The organism is Citrobacter sp. wls827, assembly GCF_005280875.1.
In the GTDB taxonomy this organism is placed as follows: domain Bacteria; phylum Pseudomonadota; class Gammaproteobacteria; order Enterobacterales; family Enterobacteriaceae; genus Citrobacter; species Citrobacter youngae.
Map to the genome: position 1 here is coordinate 421,600 of NZ_SZWR01000018.1, position 15,269 is coordinate 436,868.

15 protein-coding genes and 1 tRNA gene are annotated in these 15,269 nt (G+C 53.5%); 8 read left to right on the forward strand and 8 right to left on the reverse strand.

Going from position 1 to position 15,269, the window contains the following annotated elements; translation table 11 throughout:
• Nucleotides 1-1,226, reverse strand: a 1,226-nt coding sequence (gene norV, locus FDX03_RS15230; protein ID WP_249357080.1) for an anaerobic nitric oxide reductase flavorubredoxin, incomplete at its 3' end; no start/stop codon positions are given.
• A gap of 188 nt (nucleotides 1,227-1,414) precedes the next feature.
• Here norV and norR point away from each other — a divergent pair.
• Complete coding sequence (gene norR / locus FDX03_RS15235) at nucleotides 1,415-2,935, forward strand: nitric oxide reductase transcriptional regulator NorR (protein WP_137346148.1); 1,521 nt, start codon at nucleotides 1,415-1,417, stop codon at nucleotides 2,933-2,935.
• Here the strand turns inward: norR and gutQ are convergent.
• From gutQ to srlA, 7 genes are all read right to left on the reverse strand, one after another.
• Nucleotides 2,932-3,897 carry an arabinose-5-phosphate isomerase GutQ gene (gene gutQ / locus FDX03_RS15240; RefSeq protein WP_137346149.1) on the reverse strand — a complete coding sequence of 322 codons (966 nt, stop codon included), beginning with the start codon at nucleotides 3,895-3,897 and terminating at the stop codon, nucleotides 2,932-2,934. The two genes, norR and gutQ, sit on opposite strands and share 4 nt — an antisense overlap.
• Nucleotides 3,890-4,663, reverse strand: coding sequence for a DNA-binding transcriptional repressor (locus tag FDX03_RS15245; RefSeq protein ID WP_048213021.1), 774 nt, complete (start codon nucleotides 4,661-4,663; stop codon nucleotides 3,890-3,892). Before FDX03_RS15245 ends, gutQ begins: the two co-directional genes overlap by 8 nt.
• Nucleotides 4,664-4,731: 68 nt before the next feature.
• Nucleotides 4,732-5,091, reverse strand: a complete 360-nt coding sequence (gutM, locus tag FDX03_RS15250) for a transcriptional regulator GutM (protein WP_048213020.1) — start codon at nucleotides 5,089-5,091, stop codon at nucleotides 4,732-4,734.
• Nucleotides 5,092-5,146: 55 nt separating this feature from the next.
• Nucleotides 5,147-5,926, reverse strand: a complete 780-nt coding sequence (srlD, locus tag FDX03_RS15255) for a sorbitol-6-phosphate dehydrogenase (protein WP_005130555.1) — start codon at nucleotides 5,924-5,926, stop codon at nucleotides 5,147-5,149.
• A gap of 17 nt (nucleotides 5,927-5,943) precedes the next feature.
• Complete coding sequence (gene srlB, locus FDX03_RS15260; protein ID WP_137346150.1) at nucleotides 5,944-6,306, reverse strand: PTS glucitol/sorbitol transporter subunit IIA; 363 nt, start codon at nucleotides 6,304-6,306, stop codon at nucleotides 5,944-5,946.
• Between the two features lie 13 nt (nucleotides 6,307-6,319).
• On the reverse strand, nucleotides 6,320-7,291 hold the full coding sequence (locus FDX03_RS15265) for a PTS glucitol/sorbitol transporter subunit IIB (RefSeq protein ID WP_061068450.1): 972 nt from the start codon (nucleotides 7,289-7,291) through the stop codon (nucleotides 6,320-6,322).
• A complete protein-coding gene (gene srlA, locus FDX03_RS15270; RefSeq protein WP_137346151.1) occupies nucleotides 7,288-7,851 on the reverse strand; it encodes a PTS glucitol/sorbitol transporter subunit IIC in 564 nt (187 codons plus the stop codon). Before srlA ends, FDX03_RS15265 begins: the two co-directional genes overlap by 4 nt.
• Nucleotides 7,852-8,115: 264 nt before the next feature.
• Between srlA and mltB the strand changes: the two genes are divergently transcribed.
• From mltB to FDX03_RS15305, 7 genes are all read left to right on the forward strand, one after another.
• Nucleotides 8,116-9,195 carry a lytic murein transglycosylase B gene (gene mltB / locus FDX03_RS15275; RefSeq protein WP_170973102.1) on the forward strand — a complete coding sequence of 360 codons (1,080 nt, stop codon included), beginning with the start codon at nucleotides 8,116-8,118 and terminating at the stop codon, nucleotides 9,193-9,195.
• Nucleotides 9,196-9,386: 191 nt separating this feature from the next.
• Complete coding sequence (gene pncC, locus FDX03_RS15280; protein WP_101741665.1) at nucleotides 9,387-9,884, forward strand: nicotinamide-nucleotide amidase; 498 nt, start codon at nucleotides 9,387-9,389, stop codon at nucleotides 9,882-9,884.
• A 92-nt stretch (nucleotides 9,885-9,976) separates the two neighbouring features.
• The gene (recA, locus tag FDX03_RS15285; protein WP_121584967.1) at nucleotides 9,977-11,041 is read left to right on the forward strand and encodes a recombinase RecA; all 1,065 of its coding nucleotides are present in this window, start codon (nucleotides 9,977-9,979) and stop codon (nucleotides 11,039-11,041) included.
• 72 nt (nucleotides 11,042-11,113) lie between these two features.
• Nucleotides 11,114-11,614 (forward strand): recombination regulator RecX, encoded by a 501-nt coding sequence (gene recX / locus FDX03_RS15290; protein ID WP_116361109.1) that lies wholly within the window; start codon nucleotides 11,114-11,116, stop codon nucleotides 11,612-11,614.
• A gap of 128 nt (nucleotides 11,615-11,742) precedes the next feature.
• Nucleotides 11,743-14,370 (forward strand): alanine--tRNA ligase, encoded by a 2,628-nt coding sequence (gene alaS / locus FDX03_RS15295; protein ID WP_048213013.1) that lies wholly within the window; start codon nucleotides 11,743-11,745, stop codon nucleotides 14,368-14,370.
• Between the two features lie 238 nt (nucleotides 14,371-14,608).
• The gene (csrA, locus tag FDX03_RS15300; RefSeq protein WP_000906486.1) at nucleotides 14,609-14,794 is read left to right on the forward strand and encodes a carbon storage regulator CsrA; all 186 of its coding nucleotides are present in this window, start codon (nucleotides 14,609-14,611) and stop codon (nucleotides 14,792-14,794) included.
• A 336-nt stretch (nucleotides 14,795-15,130) separates the two neighbouring features.
• Nucleotides 15,131-15,223, forward strand: a tRNA-Ser gene (locus FDX03_RS15305).
• Nucleotides 15,224-15,269: the final 46 nt, after the last annotated feature.

Consider the following 15,269-nt stretch of genomic DNA (forward strand, 5'->3'; position numbering starts at 1 on the left):
ACGGCTTTCACGGTTGTTTCCGGCAATGGAGCCAGCGCCCACTGACGCGCGATTTCACGGCCGTGCTGGCGGCACAGTTCCAGCGCATCGAGGTCAGGACGCCATTTGGCCTTCAGGCTCAGGGACATTTCAAAGCCCGCATCCTGCAAACGCGTGGACAAACGGTCTACCGCACCGCCGCTCCAGCCGTGTGAACCAAAGGCGCTGGCACGCTTGTTACGAAAACGCAGGCCGGTCATTTCTTCCACCAGACCGGCGATTTTCGGCATCATCACGTTGTTCATTGTGGAAGTCCCGACCAGCACGCCTTTAGAGCGGAAGACGTTGGTCAGAACTTCGTTTTTGTCGCTGCGGGCGACGTTAAAGATTTTCACCGCTACATTCGGGTCAACTTCGTTGATGCCCTGGGCAATCGCGTCCGCCATCATGCGGGTGTTGTTGGACATGGTGTCGTAGAAAATGGTGATGCGGTCTTCCTGATAATCCGCCGCCCATTTCAGGTACAGCTCAACGATTTGTGTCGGGTTGTCGCGCCATACCACGCCATGGGAAGTGGCAATCATATCGACCGGCAGGTTGAAGCCGAGGATCTCAGTAATTTTCGGTGTAACCAGACGGCTGAATGGCGTCAGGATGTTGGCGTAGTAACGCTGGCACTGTTCGAACAGTTCAGTCTGGTCAACTTCGTCGTTAAACAGACGTTCGTCGCAGTAGTGCTGACCGAAGGCGTCGTTACTGAACAGCACCGCATCGCCGGTCATGTAGGTCATCATACTGTCCGGCCAGTGCAGCATCGGCGTTTCAACGAAGATCAGCTGCTTGCCGTTACCAATGTCCAGCGAATCACCGGTTTTCACTACGTTAAAGTTCCATTCCGGGTGATGGTGGTGCCCGTTGATAGAGTCAATGGCGTTGGCGGTGCAGTAAATCGGCGTGTCCGGGATGCAGGACATCAGCTCGGTCAGCGCCCCGGCATGGTCTTCTTCAGCGTGGTTAATGATGATGTAGTCGATATCCGCGAGGTCAATTTCACTGCGCAGGTTCTGCACGAATTCACGACTAAACTTGTGGTCTACTGTATCAATCAGGACATTTTTTTCTTCACGGATGAGATAGCTGTTGTAGCTGCTGCCACGCAGCGTTTTGTATTCAGTTCCGTGGAAATCACGCACTTCCCAGTCACGTTGGCCAACCCAATGAATGTTATTTTTAACCAGAATAGACATAACAACCTCAATTAATTCAGCGTTTTTCAAAAAAGATGTTTTGCTAATTGCAGGTTGCGTGCCAAATTTTTATTTATTTGATTTTAAAGGATTAGTTGTTTTTCCACCTATAAGGTGGTAGTCAAAATGACTATATGTTTTATTGTCAATATGACAATATGAATTGTCAAAATGACAATGAGGTAGCCATGAGCTTTTCCGTAGACGTGCTGGCGGGCATCGCCATTGAATTACAAAGCGGTATTGGGCATCAGGACCGTTTTCAACGACTGATAACCACCTTGCGTCAGGTGCTGGAGTGCGACGCGTCGGCACTGCTGCGCTACGAGTCGCGACAGTTTATTCCACTGGCAATCGATGGGCTGGCGCAGGATGTTCTCGGCAGGCGCTTTACGCTGGAAGGGCATCCGCGTCTGGAGGCGATTGCCCGCGCCGGGGACGTGGTACGTTTTCCTGCCGACAGCGATTTGCCCGACCCGTATGATGGGCTGATCCCAGGCCAGGAGAGTCTGAAAGTGCATGCCTGCATTGGCTTACCGCTGTTCGCCGGTCAAAATTTGATTGGCGCGTTAACGCTGGATGGCATGGAGCCGGATCAGTTCGATGTTTTCAGCGATGAGGAGCTTAGGCTGATTGCCGCACTGGCGGCTGGCGCATTGAGCAATGCGCTGCTGATTGAACAGCTGGAAAGCCAGAATATGCTGCCAGGTTCGTCAACCAACTTTGAGCAGGTGACGGAAACCCAGATGATTGGCCTGTCGCCCAATATGATGCAGTTGAAAAAAGAGATTGAGATTGTGGCGGGGTCCGATCTCAACGTACTGATTAGCGGCGAAACAGGGACCGGGAAGGAGCTGGTGGCTAAAGCTATCCATGAAGGTTCGCCGCGCGCGGTGAATCCACTGGTGTATCTGAACTGCGCGGCGTTGCCGGAAAGCGTGGCGGAAAGCGAACTGTTTGGTCACGTAAAAGGCGCGTTTACCGGGGCTATCAGCAATCGTAGCGGTAAGTTTGAAATGGCCGACAATGGGACGCTGTTTCTCGATGAGATAGGTGAACTCTCGCTGGCGCTACAGGCGAAGCTGCTGCGCGTATTGCAGTACGGCGATATTCAGCGCGTGGGTGACGATCGCAGCTTGCGTGTGAATGTGCGAGTGCTGGCGGCGACGAACCGTGATTTACGCGAAGAGGTGTTGGCCGGGAATTTCCGTGCGGATTTGTTCCACCGTCTGAGCGTCTTTCCCCTTTCTGTACCGCCTCTTCGTGAACGCGGCGAAGACGTGGTGCTGCTGGCAGGCTATTTTTGCGAGCAATGCCGGCTGCGGCTGGGACTGTCCCGCGTGGTGTTAAGCCCCGGTGCGCGTAGCCATTTGTTGAATTACGGCTGGCCCGGAAATGTGCGCGAGCTGGAACATGCCATTCACCGGGCGGTGGTTCTGGCAAGAGCGACCAGGGCAGGGGATGAAGTGGTACTGGAGGCGCAGCATTTTGCCCTGCAGGATGAAGGCCCGGTTCCGCAGGCGGCGGAAGTTGTTGCGGAGATCCCACAGCATCACAACCTGCGTGAAGCAACAGAGTCGTTCCAGCGGGAGATGATCCGCCGGGCACTGGCGCAAAATAACCATAGTTGGGCGGCAAGTGCGCGGGCGCTGGAAACAGACGTCGCCAACCTGCACCGGCTGGCGAAGCGTCTGGGGCTGAAGGATTAGATAATACCGGCCTGATAGAAATCCTGCAGGTTGATAGCACCGGTGAGTTTACCATTTTCATCTACCACCGGTGCGGCAGTGATTTTGCGCTTCATCAGGATCTCCTTGGCGTCAATCGCGCGGCTCTGCGCCTGCAGCGTAATGCCATTCTGGGTCATTGCTTCGCTAACCTGAGTGCTGAGCGCTCCGCCGCCAACCAGCCAGCGGCGCAGGTCGCCGTCGGTAAAGACCCCTTTCACCAGTGACTGGTCGTCGCAGACCGCGACCAGGCCAAGACCCGTGCGGCTGAGTTCCAGCATCGCGTCCATGACGCTGGTGGTAAGCGTCACCTGCGGGATGGCATCGTCGCGGCGCATCAGATGATGCACTTTATTTAACAGACGAGCGCCCAGCGCACCCGCCGGATGCGAGCGGGCGAAATCTTCTTCGTTAAAGCCGCGCGCCTGCATCACGGCGATGGCCAGCGCGTCGCCCATCATCAGCGTGTTAACGGTGCTGGAGGTCGGCGCCAGGCGCATCGGACAGGCTTCGCGCTCAACGGAAATATCCAGCACGGCTTTGGCGGCCAGGCCCAACGGTGAGGTCGGTTTTCCGGTCATGGCCAGCAGGGCGACGGATTTGTCTTCCAGGCGTGGGATGATGAGATCCAGCTCTTTAGCCCCGCCGGAGTAGGAGATAAACAGCATGACATCGCGGCTTTCAATCATGCCTAAGTCGCCGTGCAGCGCTTCTGCCGGATGCACAAAAAAGGCGGGGGTGCCGGTACTGGCGAGGGTCGCCGCAATTTTTTTGCCAATATGGCCGGATTTGCCAATCCCGGAGACAATCACTTTGCCTTCACAGTGGATGATAGTATTGGCAGCGCGGACAAAATCATCGCCCAGTCGCTCAGGCAAACGGCTGGCTTCCTGTAGTTCCAGCATTAACGTCTGACGGCCCGCGTTCAGTAGTGCATCACTCATTGGTTTCTCCGGTTATGATTACTTCAATCCCTTTTGCTTCCAGCGCCTGACGAAATGCAGGGTCGATACCCGCATCGGTAATCAGCTTGTCGACGCTTTCCAGACTGCATACAACATTAGGGCTTTTGCGCCCAAATTTTGACGAGTCAGCCATCAGAATCACTTCGCGAGCGGCATTACACATCGCTTTACTGACGCTAAACACCTCATTAAAAGTGGTCACGCCGGCATTGAGGTCAATGCCGTCGGTGCCCATGAAGAGTTTATCAAAGCTGAACTGCTCAAAGGCGTTTTCTGCCAGCTGACCGTGAAATGACGCAGATTTTTTGCGAAAGGTCCCGCCGGGCATCAGGATGGTTTGCTCGTTGTCCAGCTCCGAAAGGGCGTTAACAATGTGCAGGCTGTTGGTCATAACGGTGATGTTGCTAAAGCGCGTGAGCATCGGCACCATCTGCAGTACGGTGCTGCCCGCATCCAGAATAATCGAGTCGCCATCGTGAATAAAACGGACGGCGGCTTCGGCAATCCGCTCTTTTTTATGCGTGTTGATTAGCGTTTTGTGATCGATTGGCGGGTCGGATTCGTCTTTATTTAATACCACGCCGCCATAGGTACGAATGACGGTGCCGGCATTTTCCAGAATGACCAGGTCTTTGCGAATGGTCGTGCCGGTGGTGTCAAAGTAGTGGGCCAGTTCTTCAACCGAGCATTTTCCCTGCTTTTGCAGGTGCTCCAGTATGGCAGCCTGACGCTGACGAGGTTTCATAGGCGTGATTACCCTGACTATAGGTTGCAAAATGATAATTTCGCAAGCTATTAGCATTCACAACGAAATTACCCATGTTTCAGTTTAAGCGCTAATGATAGTGCATTCTGCGATAGCGGATCATGGGGAAAGATCACATCAGGCTGTAATTCATCAAGATGTTTGCCCATTATTGTGGCAATTTTGCCGGGTCTGGCGAATACCGTAAGACCTTTCATAAATAACGTATCGGTAACCCGCTGCTGCTCATCTAACGCAATGGCGATCACCACGCGGGGTTTAAAACGTCCGCCGGAGCGCCCCACGCCAACCCGACCCCGTTGGCAGAGCTTATCGAAAGCCCGATTAAAGCGGGATATTTGCCAGCCACCGAGCGCCAGTTGCAGGCACCAGGCGATAGCGGCGACGGTAATCAGTGCGGAAACCATAATGTACTCCTTTGATTTTGCCGGATAAGCGTAGCCGCCATCCGGCAATTCAACATTAAAACATCACCTGACCGCCGGTCACGTTGATGGACTGCCCGGTGCAGTAAGAGGCTTTTGGACTGGCGTAAAACAGCAGCATGTTCAGCACGTCCTGATAATCGCAGCCGCGTTTGAGTGGAACCTTATCAATGTAGTACTGCTCAACTTCGTCTGGCTTAAGGCCAAGCTTGGTCGCATATTGCGGTAGTAACGACTGGAACATCGGTGATTTCAGCAGATTGCCGAGCATCAATGAATGCACGGTGATCCCGTATTCCGCCAGATCCAGCGCCAGCGACTGGGTTAAGCCCACGCCGCCAAATTTTGCCGCGCTATAGCCAGAGTTGTGTTTACTGCCCACTTTCCCTGATTTGGAGTTGATCTGGATAATGCGCCCCTGAACGCCATCGCGGATCATCAGGCGTGAGAACTCACGTGCGCAGAGGAAGTAGCCGACCAGATTCACCTGCAGTGAGCGGTCGAAATCCCCAAGCTGAAAATCGCTAATAAATGCGGCTTTAGCGATACCGGCGCTGTAAACCAGCAGATCGACACGGCCAAATATTTCATCCACCCCGCGTGATAGCGCCAGCACGCTCTGTTCGCTGGTGGCATCTGCGCCAAAACCGTAGGCGGTGCCATCGCCAAACTCGGCGTTAATTTCTTGCGCCACGTTGGCGGCTTTATCGCTTTGAATATCCACCACCGCGACGCGGTATCCTTCTGTCGCAAGCCCACGGCAAAGGAATGCCCCAAGGGTCTGGCCTCCACCAATGACAACGGCAACCTGATTCATCTTTATCTCCTTCAATCTTAAGAAACAAACTTCAAAATACAGCCCGGCGCGATACCGTCTGGCACGGGGCCTGCAACGTGTACGGTGCCGGGGAATTCCGCTTCGCTCAGTCCGTCAAAACGCAGGGTGATATGCCCCAGTTCACGTAAATTTTGTTCCGCTACGCTGCCAACGGCGGTGACCGGGTAGTGATGCTGGCCCAGTTCAAACTGGATCCCGGCTTGCAACGAACCGTTCAGCTCGCCGTGGCAATGAATGAAGCAAAACTCCTCGATATCCGCTGGCGCGCCTTCACGAAAGGTAATCAACATCTGGTCGCTGAGTGCATCCGGGGCGCTCTGGCCGATACGGGTGATGGTGGTCTGATAAATCACGGTCATTTTTGAGTGCCTCTTATTGGTAAATAAAGCCGGAAACAAACCAGGCGATGAGAACGGTAGGCGCGCCGGTGAGAAAACGACTCACCAGAACGGATGGCACGCCGACGCGAACCGTGTCCTGACGCGCTTCGGCCAGCGACAGCCCGACAGGAATAAAGTCGCATGCAGCCTGAGCGTTAATGGCGAACAGGGCAGGTAGCGCCAGATGAGGGGGAATATTCCCCAAACCAATCTGTACGCCGATCAAAACGCCGATAACCTGGGCGATAACCGCACCGGGGCCGAGGAAAGGCGACAGCAGCGGGAAAGAACAAATCAGCGCCAGGGTCACCAGCCCCAGCGGATGGCTGGCTAACGGTGCGAGTCCATGGGCTATCCAGTCACCCAAACCGGAAGCCATAATGATGCCAATCAGTGCCGAGACAAACGCCATAAACGGCAGAATGGTTTTCAGCACAGTATCAATCGTGTCGCGCCCGGCCTGGAACAGCACCGCGACGGCGGAGCCCATGCCCATGCCAACTTTTGCCAGCAGGCCATCGCTCTGTTCAGTGATTTTTTTGCTGGTGTCGTAATCGCGACCGATAGTGCTGTTTACAGGCGTTGGCGTAGCGGATGCTTCACCGACAACGGTGATATTTTCTTCTTTCACGCCAGAGACATAGATATCTTCAATAATGTATTGTGCCAGAGGGCCGGATTTCCCGGTCGCGTGAATATTCACCGTCGGGATACGACGTTTTGGATAGATCCCGCAGCGCAGTGTGCCGCCGCAGTCGATGATCGCTACACCGATTTCATTCTCTGGTGGTTCACCTTCTTTGAAGCCATCAACGGCCTGCCAGCCGGTCAGGTTCGCCAGCTTGTCGACAATCGCCGGGCGCGTTCCGGCAGTGATATAGACAATTTTCTTCCCGGGCGTTGCTTCCAGTTCAAGCGGACCACCCCAACCACCGGTGCCTTTTTCAATACGAATACGCGTCATGATGTTGCTCCCGCCAGATGCACTTTCTGCTCAAGTTGAATGCCCATTTTTTTCTCAAAGATGGTGGTGGTGAAATCGGTCACCCAGCCACGGAAGAAGTTGGTCACCAGACCGACCAGCAAATAGCTCACCGCGAGCGGGCCGAGCGGGAGGCCCAGCGTCGTCAAGCCGCTGGCAATCCCCAGATAGACAAACAACTCTCCGGGGTTAATGTGTGGGAACAAGCCGTTCATTGAGTGGCAGCTATAGGACGCTGCTGCGTAATAGCTGGGCTTATATCTCTCTGGCATAAAACGGCCCAGGCTCAGCGTCATGGGGTTACAAAAAACGAATGTGCCGATGCACGGCAGCAGCAGGTAGCGGGACAATGGGTTTCCGGCGCAGCGCTGGGCAAAACGTTCAATACGCTGCTGGCCAATAAAGTTAATCAGCGCATTCATGAGGACCAGCAGGCTAATCAGCAGCGGAAGAATACCGGTCACCATGCCGGTAAAGACCTCTCCGCCTTTCTGGAACAGCCCGATAAACCACTCCGCACCGAGTGTGATGGTGTCGATCATTATTCTCTCCTGTAGGGATTTTAGTTACCTTGCCAAACGGTAACCAATTTTAATCAGATCGAAAGATTTAAAAGTGTTATTTTGATCTCAAAATGAAAGGAAAATATTTTAATTTGAAAGTTATTGCGTGAGTGCTCGCAAATGTGCGGCTCAGAGATGAAAGGGGATGTAAATTCTGTGAAGGAGAGCGACTACCGCTTCCTTGTATGACGGAGGATGCTTTACCATACTTCCCCCAGGCTGAATTTGTTTAATGGATGTCTCATGTTCAAGCGTCGTTATGTAGCGTTACTCCCCCTTTTCGTACTGCTTGCTGCCTGTAGCAGCAAACCCAAACCTTCAGAGACTCAAACGACTACGGGTACGCCATCCGGCGGCTTCCTGCTTGAGCCGCAGCACAACGTCATGCAAACAAGCGGCGACTTCGCCAATAATCCGAATGCACAGCAGTTCATCGAGAAAATGGTGAACAAGCACGGCTTTGACCGCCAGCAATTGCAGGAGATCCTGTCGCAGGCCAAGCGTCTGGACTCGGTATTGCGTTTGATGGACCGCCAGGCGCCGACGACGCAACCGCCAGCCGGACCTAACGGCGCATGGCTGCGGTATCGTAAACAGTTCATCACGCCGGATAACGTGCAAAACGGCGTGGCGTTCTGGAATCAATACGAAGATGCGCTGAACCGCGCGTGGCAGGTATACGGCGTACCGCCGGAAATTATCGTTGGTATTATTGGCGTAGAAACTCGCTGGGGCCGCGTGATGGGTAAAACGCGGATTCTGGATGCGCTGGCGACGCTGTCGTTTAACTATCCTCGTCGTGCGGAATACTTCTCTGGCGAACTGGAAACCTTCCTGCTGATGGCGCGAGATGAAAGCGACGATCCGCTCGATTTGAAAGGTTCTTTCGCGGGGGCAATGGGCTACGGCCAATTTATGCCGTCTTCCTATAAACAATATGCCGTTGATTTCAATGGCGATGGGCACATTAACCTGTGGGATCCGGTTGATGCCATCGGTAGCGTGGCGAACTATTTCAAAGGTCACGGCTGGGTGAAAGGCGATACGGTCGCGATTCCGGCAAATGGTCAGGCGCCTGGGCTGGCTAACGGCTTTAAAACCCAGTACAGCATTTCTCAGCTTGCCGCCGCGGGCCTGACGCCGCAGCAGTCGTTGGGGAATCATCAGCAGGCCAGCCTGCTGCGCCTGGATATCGGTACCGGCTACCAGTACTGGTATGGGTTGCCGAACTTCTACACCATCACCCGCTACAACCACAGTACCCACTACGCGATGGCCGTGTGGCAATTGGGTCAGGCGGTGGCGCTGGCGCGCGTGCAGTAATCGCTCCCCCGGCCTACCGGAGGATATCTCTTGTAGGCCGGAGAAGATGCCCTGACATCCCCATCCGGCAGATCTTATTTGTGCAACGGAGCAATTTTTGGAATCCTCCTCGTAAAACGTTCTCCCCATCCCCATATTGGTTATGAAAGTGCTATCTTGTCCGGCATATTTTTTAACTGACAGAGGCTGAAATGACCGACAGTGAACTGATGCAGTTAAGCGAGCAGGTTGGCCTGGCGCTGAAAGCGCGCGGGGCAACAGTGACGACGGCGGAATCCTGTACCGGCGGCTGGGTAGCCAAAGCGATTACGGATATTGCCGGAAGCTCCGCCTGGTTTGAACGCGGGTTTGTGACCTACAGCAATGAAGCCAAAGCGCAGATGATTGGCGTGCGCGAAGAGACGCTGACCCAGCATGGCGCGGTGAGTGAACCGGTGGTCGTTGAAATGGCGATTGGCGCGCTAAAAGCCGCCCGTGCAGACTTCGCCGTCTCGATTAGCGGTATCGCAGGACCCGATGGCGGTAGTGAAGACAAGCCCGTGGGGACGGTATGGTTTGCCTTTGCCAGCGCAAGCGGCGAGGGGATTACTCGCCGGGAATGCTTTAGCGGCGATCGCGATGCGGTACGTCGACAGGCGACTGTCTACGCGTTACAAACCCTGTGGCAACAATTTCTACAAAATACTTGATACTGTATGAGCATACAGTATAATTGCCTCAACAGAACATTATCTATCACGTTTCGCGGTTTAACCCGAAAGCGGCATGACAGGAGTAATTAATGGCTATCGACGAAAACAAACAGAAAGCGTTGGCGGCAGCGCTGGGCCAGATCGAAAAGCAATTCGGTAAAGGCTCCATCATGCGCCTCGGTGAAGACCGTTCCATGGACGTGGAAACCATCTCCACCGGTTCGCTTTCTCTGGATATCGCATTGGGCGCGGGCGGTTTGCCAATGGGCCGTATCGTCGAAATCTACGGGCCTGAATCCTCCGGTAAAACAACGCTGACACTGCAGGTTATTGCCGCCGCACAGCGCGAAGGTAAAACCTGCGCATTTATCGATGCAGAACACGCACTGGACCCGGTCTATGCCCGTAAGCTTGGTGTTGATATCGATAATCTGCTGTGTTCTCAGCCGGATACCGGTGAGCAAGCGCTGGAAATCTGTGATGCGCTGGCGCGTTCCGGCGCGGTTGACGTTATCGTGGTCGACTCCGTTGCCGCATTGACGCCGAAGGCAGAAATCGAAGGCGAGATTGGCGACTCTCACATGGGCCTTGCGGCGCGTATGATGAGCCAGGCGATGCGTAAGCTGGCCGGTAACCTGAAGCAGTCCAACACGCTGCTGATTTTCATCAACCAGATCCGTATGAAGATTGGCGTTATGTTCGGTAACCCGGAAACCACCACCGGTGGCAACGCCCTGAAATTCTATGCGTCTGTTCGTCTGGATATCCGTCGTATTGGTGCGGTGAAAGAAGGCGACAACGTGGTTGGCAGCGAAACCCGCGTTAAGGTTGTGAAAAATAAAATTGCAGCGCCGTTTAAACAGGCCGAATTCCAGATTCTTTACGGTGAAGGTATCAACTTCTACGGCGAACTGGTTGACCTGGGCGTGAAGGAGAAGCTGATTGAAAAAGCCGGTGCATGGTACAGCTACAACGGTGAGAAAATTGGTCAGGGTAAAGCGAACGCAACCAACTGGCTGAAAGAAAACCCGGCAACCGCGAAAGAAATTGAGAAGAAATTACGTGAGTTACTGCTCAATAGCCAGGATTCAACGCCTGATTTCTCCGTTGATGACAGTGGTGAAGACGTAAAAGAAACGAACGAAGATTTCTGATAACCTGTTTTGAATCGTATATAGTAAAGGGCTGCATATCATGCAGCCCTTTTTCATTTCTGAAGGCTCACTATGACAGACGCAACTTCCCGCCGTTCCGCTTATTCCCGACTTCTTGACCGCGCCGTGCGAATACTTGCGATGCGCGACCACAGTGAGCAGGAACTGCGGCGTAAGCTGGCCGCTCCGGTGATGGGAAAAAATGGACCGGAAGACATTGATGCTACGCCGGAGGATTACGACAAGGTCATCGCCTGGTGTATTGAAAGTCGCTATCTGGATGATGACCGCTTCGTTCAGCAGTTTATCGCCAGCCGCAGTCGTAAGGGCTACGGACCAGCCCGCGTGCGTCAGGAATTAAATCAGAAAGGGATCGCGCGTGAGTCCATTGAGCGTGCTATGCGCGAGTGTGAAATTGACTGGGCAGTGCTTGCGCGCGAGCAGGCCGTCCGGAAGTACGGTGAACCTTTACCTGTGGAATTTTCAGATAAGGTAAAGGTCCAGCGTTTTTTGCTCTATCGCGGCTATCTGATGGAAGATATTCAGGCAATATGGCGAAATTTTGACGATTGAGCGCATACGGGATTTTACTTCCCAGTAAAGAAAACTTATCTTATTCCCACTTTTCGATTGCCAGAGGCGCAGTTTACGTGCCGATGCTGGTAATGACATTTCGTTAGCTTGATTTCTTCAGGATAATTATGAGCAAGAGCACCGCTGAGATCCGTCAGGCGTTTCTCGATTTTTTCCATAGTAAAGGACATCAGGTAGTTGCCAGCAGCTCCCTGGTACCAAACAATGACCCTACTTTGTTGTTTACCAACGCCGGGATGAACCAGTTCAAGGATGTTTTCCTTGGCCTCGACAAGCGTAATTATTCCCGCGCAACCACCTCGCAGCGTTGCGTACGTGCGGGCGGTAAGCACAACGACCTGGAAAACGTCGGTTACACTGCACGTCACCATACCTTTTTCGAAATGCTGGGCAACTTCAGCTTCGGCGATTACTTCAAACACGACGCCATTCAATACGCATGGGAACTGTTGACCGGTGAAAACTGGTTTGCCCTGCCAAAAGAGCGTCTGTGGGTCACCGTCTATGAAACTGACGATGAAGCCTATGAAATCTGGGAAAAAGAAGTCGGTATTCCGCGCGAACGTATCATCCGTATCGGTGATAACAAAGGCGCGGCTTATGCTTCCGACAACTTCTGGCAGATGGGTGATACCGGTCCTTGCGGTCCGTGCACCGAAATTTTCTACGACCACGGCGACCATATTTGGGGTGGCCCTCCGGGAAGCGCGGAAGAAGATGGCGATCGCTACATTGAGATCTGGAACATCGTCTTCATGCAGTTCAACCGTCAGGCTGACGGCACCATGGAACCGCTGCCGAAACCGTCCGTGGATACCGGTATGGGTCTGGAGCGTATTGCGGCCGTGCTGCAACACGTTAACTCCAACTATGAAATTGACCTGTTCCGTTCACTGATTGAGTCCGTGGCGAAAGTCACCGGCGCGACCGATCTGAGCAATAAATCACTGCGCGTTATCGCCGACCATATCCGTTCCTGTGCGTTCCTGATTGCCGATGGCGTTGTTCCGTCTAATGAAAACCGTGGCTATGTGCTGCGCCGTATCATTCGTCGCGCAGTTCGTCATGGCAACATGCTGGGTGCGAAGGACACCTTCTTCTACAAGCTGGTTGGTCCGCTGGTAGATGTAATGGGTTCCGCGGGCGAAGAGCTGAAGCGTCAACAGTCTATGGTTGAGCAGGTTCTGAAAACCGAAGAAGAGCAGTTTGCGCGTACGCTGGAGCGTGGCCTGGCGCTGCTGGATGAAGAACTGGCAAAACTGTCCGGCGATACGCTGGACGGCGAAACCGCATTCCGTCTGTATGACACCTACGGTTTCCCGGTTGACCTGACGGCAGACGTTTGCCGCGAGCGTAACATTAAGGTTGATGAAGCGGGCTTTGAAGCCGCAATGGAAGAACAGCGCCGTCGCGCACGTGAAGCCAGCGGCTTTGGTGCAGACTACAATGCGATGATTCGCGTTGATGGTGCTTCTGAATTTAAAGGCTACGAGCACCTGGAACTGAACGGCAAAGTCACCGCGCTGTTTGTTGATGGTAAAGCGGTAGACGCCATTAACGCAGGTCAGGATGCCGTTGTCGTTCTTGACCAGACACCGTTCTATGCGGAATCTGGTGGTCAGGTTGGCGATAAAGGCGAACTGAAAGGTGCGGGCTTCGCGTTTGCCGTTAGCGACACGCAGAAATATGGTCAGGCGATTGGTCACATCGGCAAACTGTCTGCGGGCTCTCTGAAAGTTGGCGATGCCGTGCAGGCAGATGTGGATGAAGCGCGTCGTGCGCGTATTCGCCTGAACCACTCCGCAACGCATCTGATGCACGCGGCGCTGCGCCAGGTTCTGGGCACGCACGTGGCACAGAAAGGTTCGCTGGTTAACGATAAAATTCTGCGCTTCGACTTCTCTCATACCGAAGCGATGAAGCCTGCTGAAATCCGTGCCGTTGAAGATCTGGTGAATGCGCAAATTCGTCGCAACCTGCCGATTGAAACGAACATCATGGATCTTGAGGCGGCGAAAGCCAAAGGTGCAATGGCGCTGTTTGGTGAGAAATACGATGACCACGTGCGTGTACTGAGTATGGGTGATTTCTCTACCGAACTGTGTGGTGGTACTCACGCCAGCCGTACGGGCGATATCGGTCTGTTCCGTATTATCTCCGAGTCTGGTACTGCTGCGGGCGTTCGTCGTATCGAAGCCGTGACCGGTGAAGGCGCTCTTAATACCGTGCATGCTGAAAGCGATCGCTTAAGCGATATTGCGCAGTTGCTGAAAGGCGATAGCCAGAATATCGGTGACAAAGTTCGTTCCGTACTGGAACGTACGCGTCAGCTCGAAAAAGAATTGCAGCAATTGAAGGAACAGGCCGCAGCGCAGGAAAGTGCGAACCTTTCCAGCAAAGCCGTTGATATCAATGGCGTGAAGCTGTTGGTCAGCGAGCTTGCGGACGTTGAACCGAAAATGCTGCGTACCATGGTTGATGATCTGAAAAATCAGCTGGGTTCTACTGTTGTCGTACTGGCAACAGTTGCTGAAGGTAAGGTTTCTCTGATTGCGGGCGTGTCTAAGGATGTGACAGACCGCGTGAAAGCAGGGGAACTGATTGGGATGGTCGCTCAGCAGGTAGGCGGCAAGGGTGGTGGTCGTCCGGACATGGCGCAAGCCGGTGGTACGGATGCTGCGGCTCTGCCGGCAGCGTTAGCCAGTGTGAAAGGCTGGGTTAGCGCAAAACTGTAAAAATTATAAGCGTAAGCCGACGCTGCGGACTTCAATCCGCAGCGTTTGCGTCAACGCTATCGACAACGATAAAGTCAGGTTGAAGTTGTGTATATCGGCTAAACTTAGGTTTAACAGAATGTGATGCCGTGACTGCTTACACTTAGGTGTTTGTCATCGCTTACTTTTTGGCGTTATATGATGGATAATGCCGGGATACAGAGAGACCCGACTCTTTTAATCTTTCAAGGAGCAAAGAATGCTGATTCTGACTCGTCGAGTTGGTGAGACCCTCATGATAGGCGATGAGGTCACCGTGACAGTTTTAGGGGTGAAGGGCAACCAGGTGCGCATTGGCGTCAACGCCCCGAAAGAAGTTTCTGTCCATCGGGAAGAGATCTACCAGCGTATCCAGGCTGAAAAATCCCAGCAGTCCAGTTACTAAGGTTTTCGCGTCTCACCTGTCTGGTGAGGCGCAACCTGATCGAGTTACCCTTTTTCTTCTCTGTTCTTCTTCGTCCTCCCCATTTTTTCGATTCCACTGGGCGTAATGCCTTTCCCTACGAAGTTTCCGTTTGTTCACTGCCTCAGGAAATTGCCAATTTATCTGTTGATAAAACACTCTTTTTGCCGTTTTTGCAGACTAATTGCGCGTGAAATGTGCAAACGATAAAAGCTCTGGAAAAATTGTTTGACTTATAAGTCCCAGAAAGTAATATGTGCGCCACGCAGCGACGATGAGCAGAAACAAGTTCTTCGAAGCACTCGCAAGAGGCGTGTTGGTGAGGTGGCCGAGAGGCTGAAGGCGCTCCCCTGCTAAGGGAGTATGCGGTCAAAAGCTGCATCCGGGGTTCGAATCCCCGCCTCACCGCCATTTGCATCCGTAGCTCAGCTGGATAGAGTACTCGGCTACGAACCGA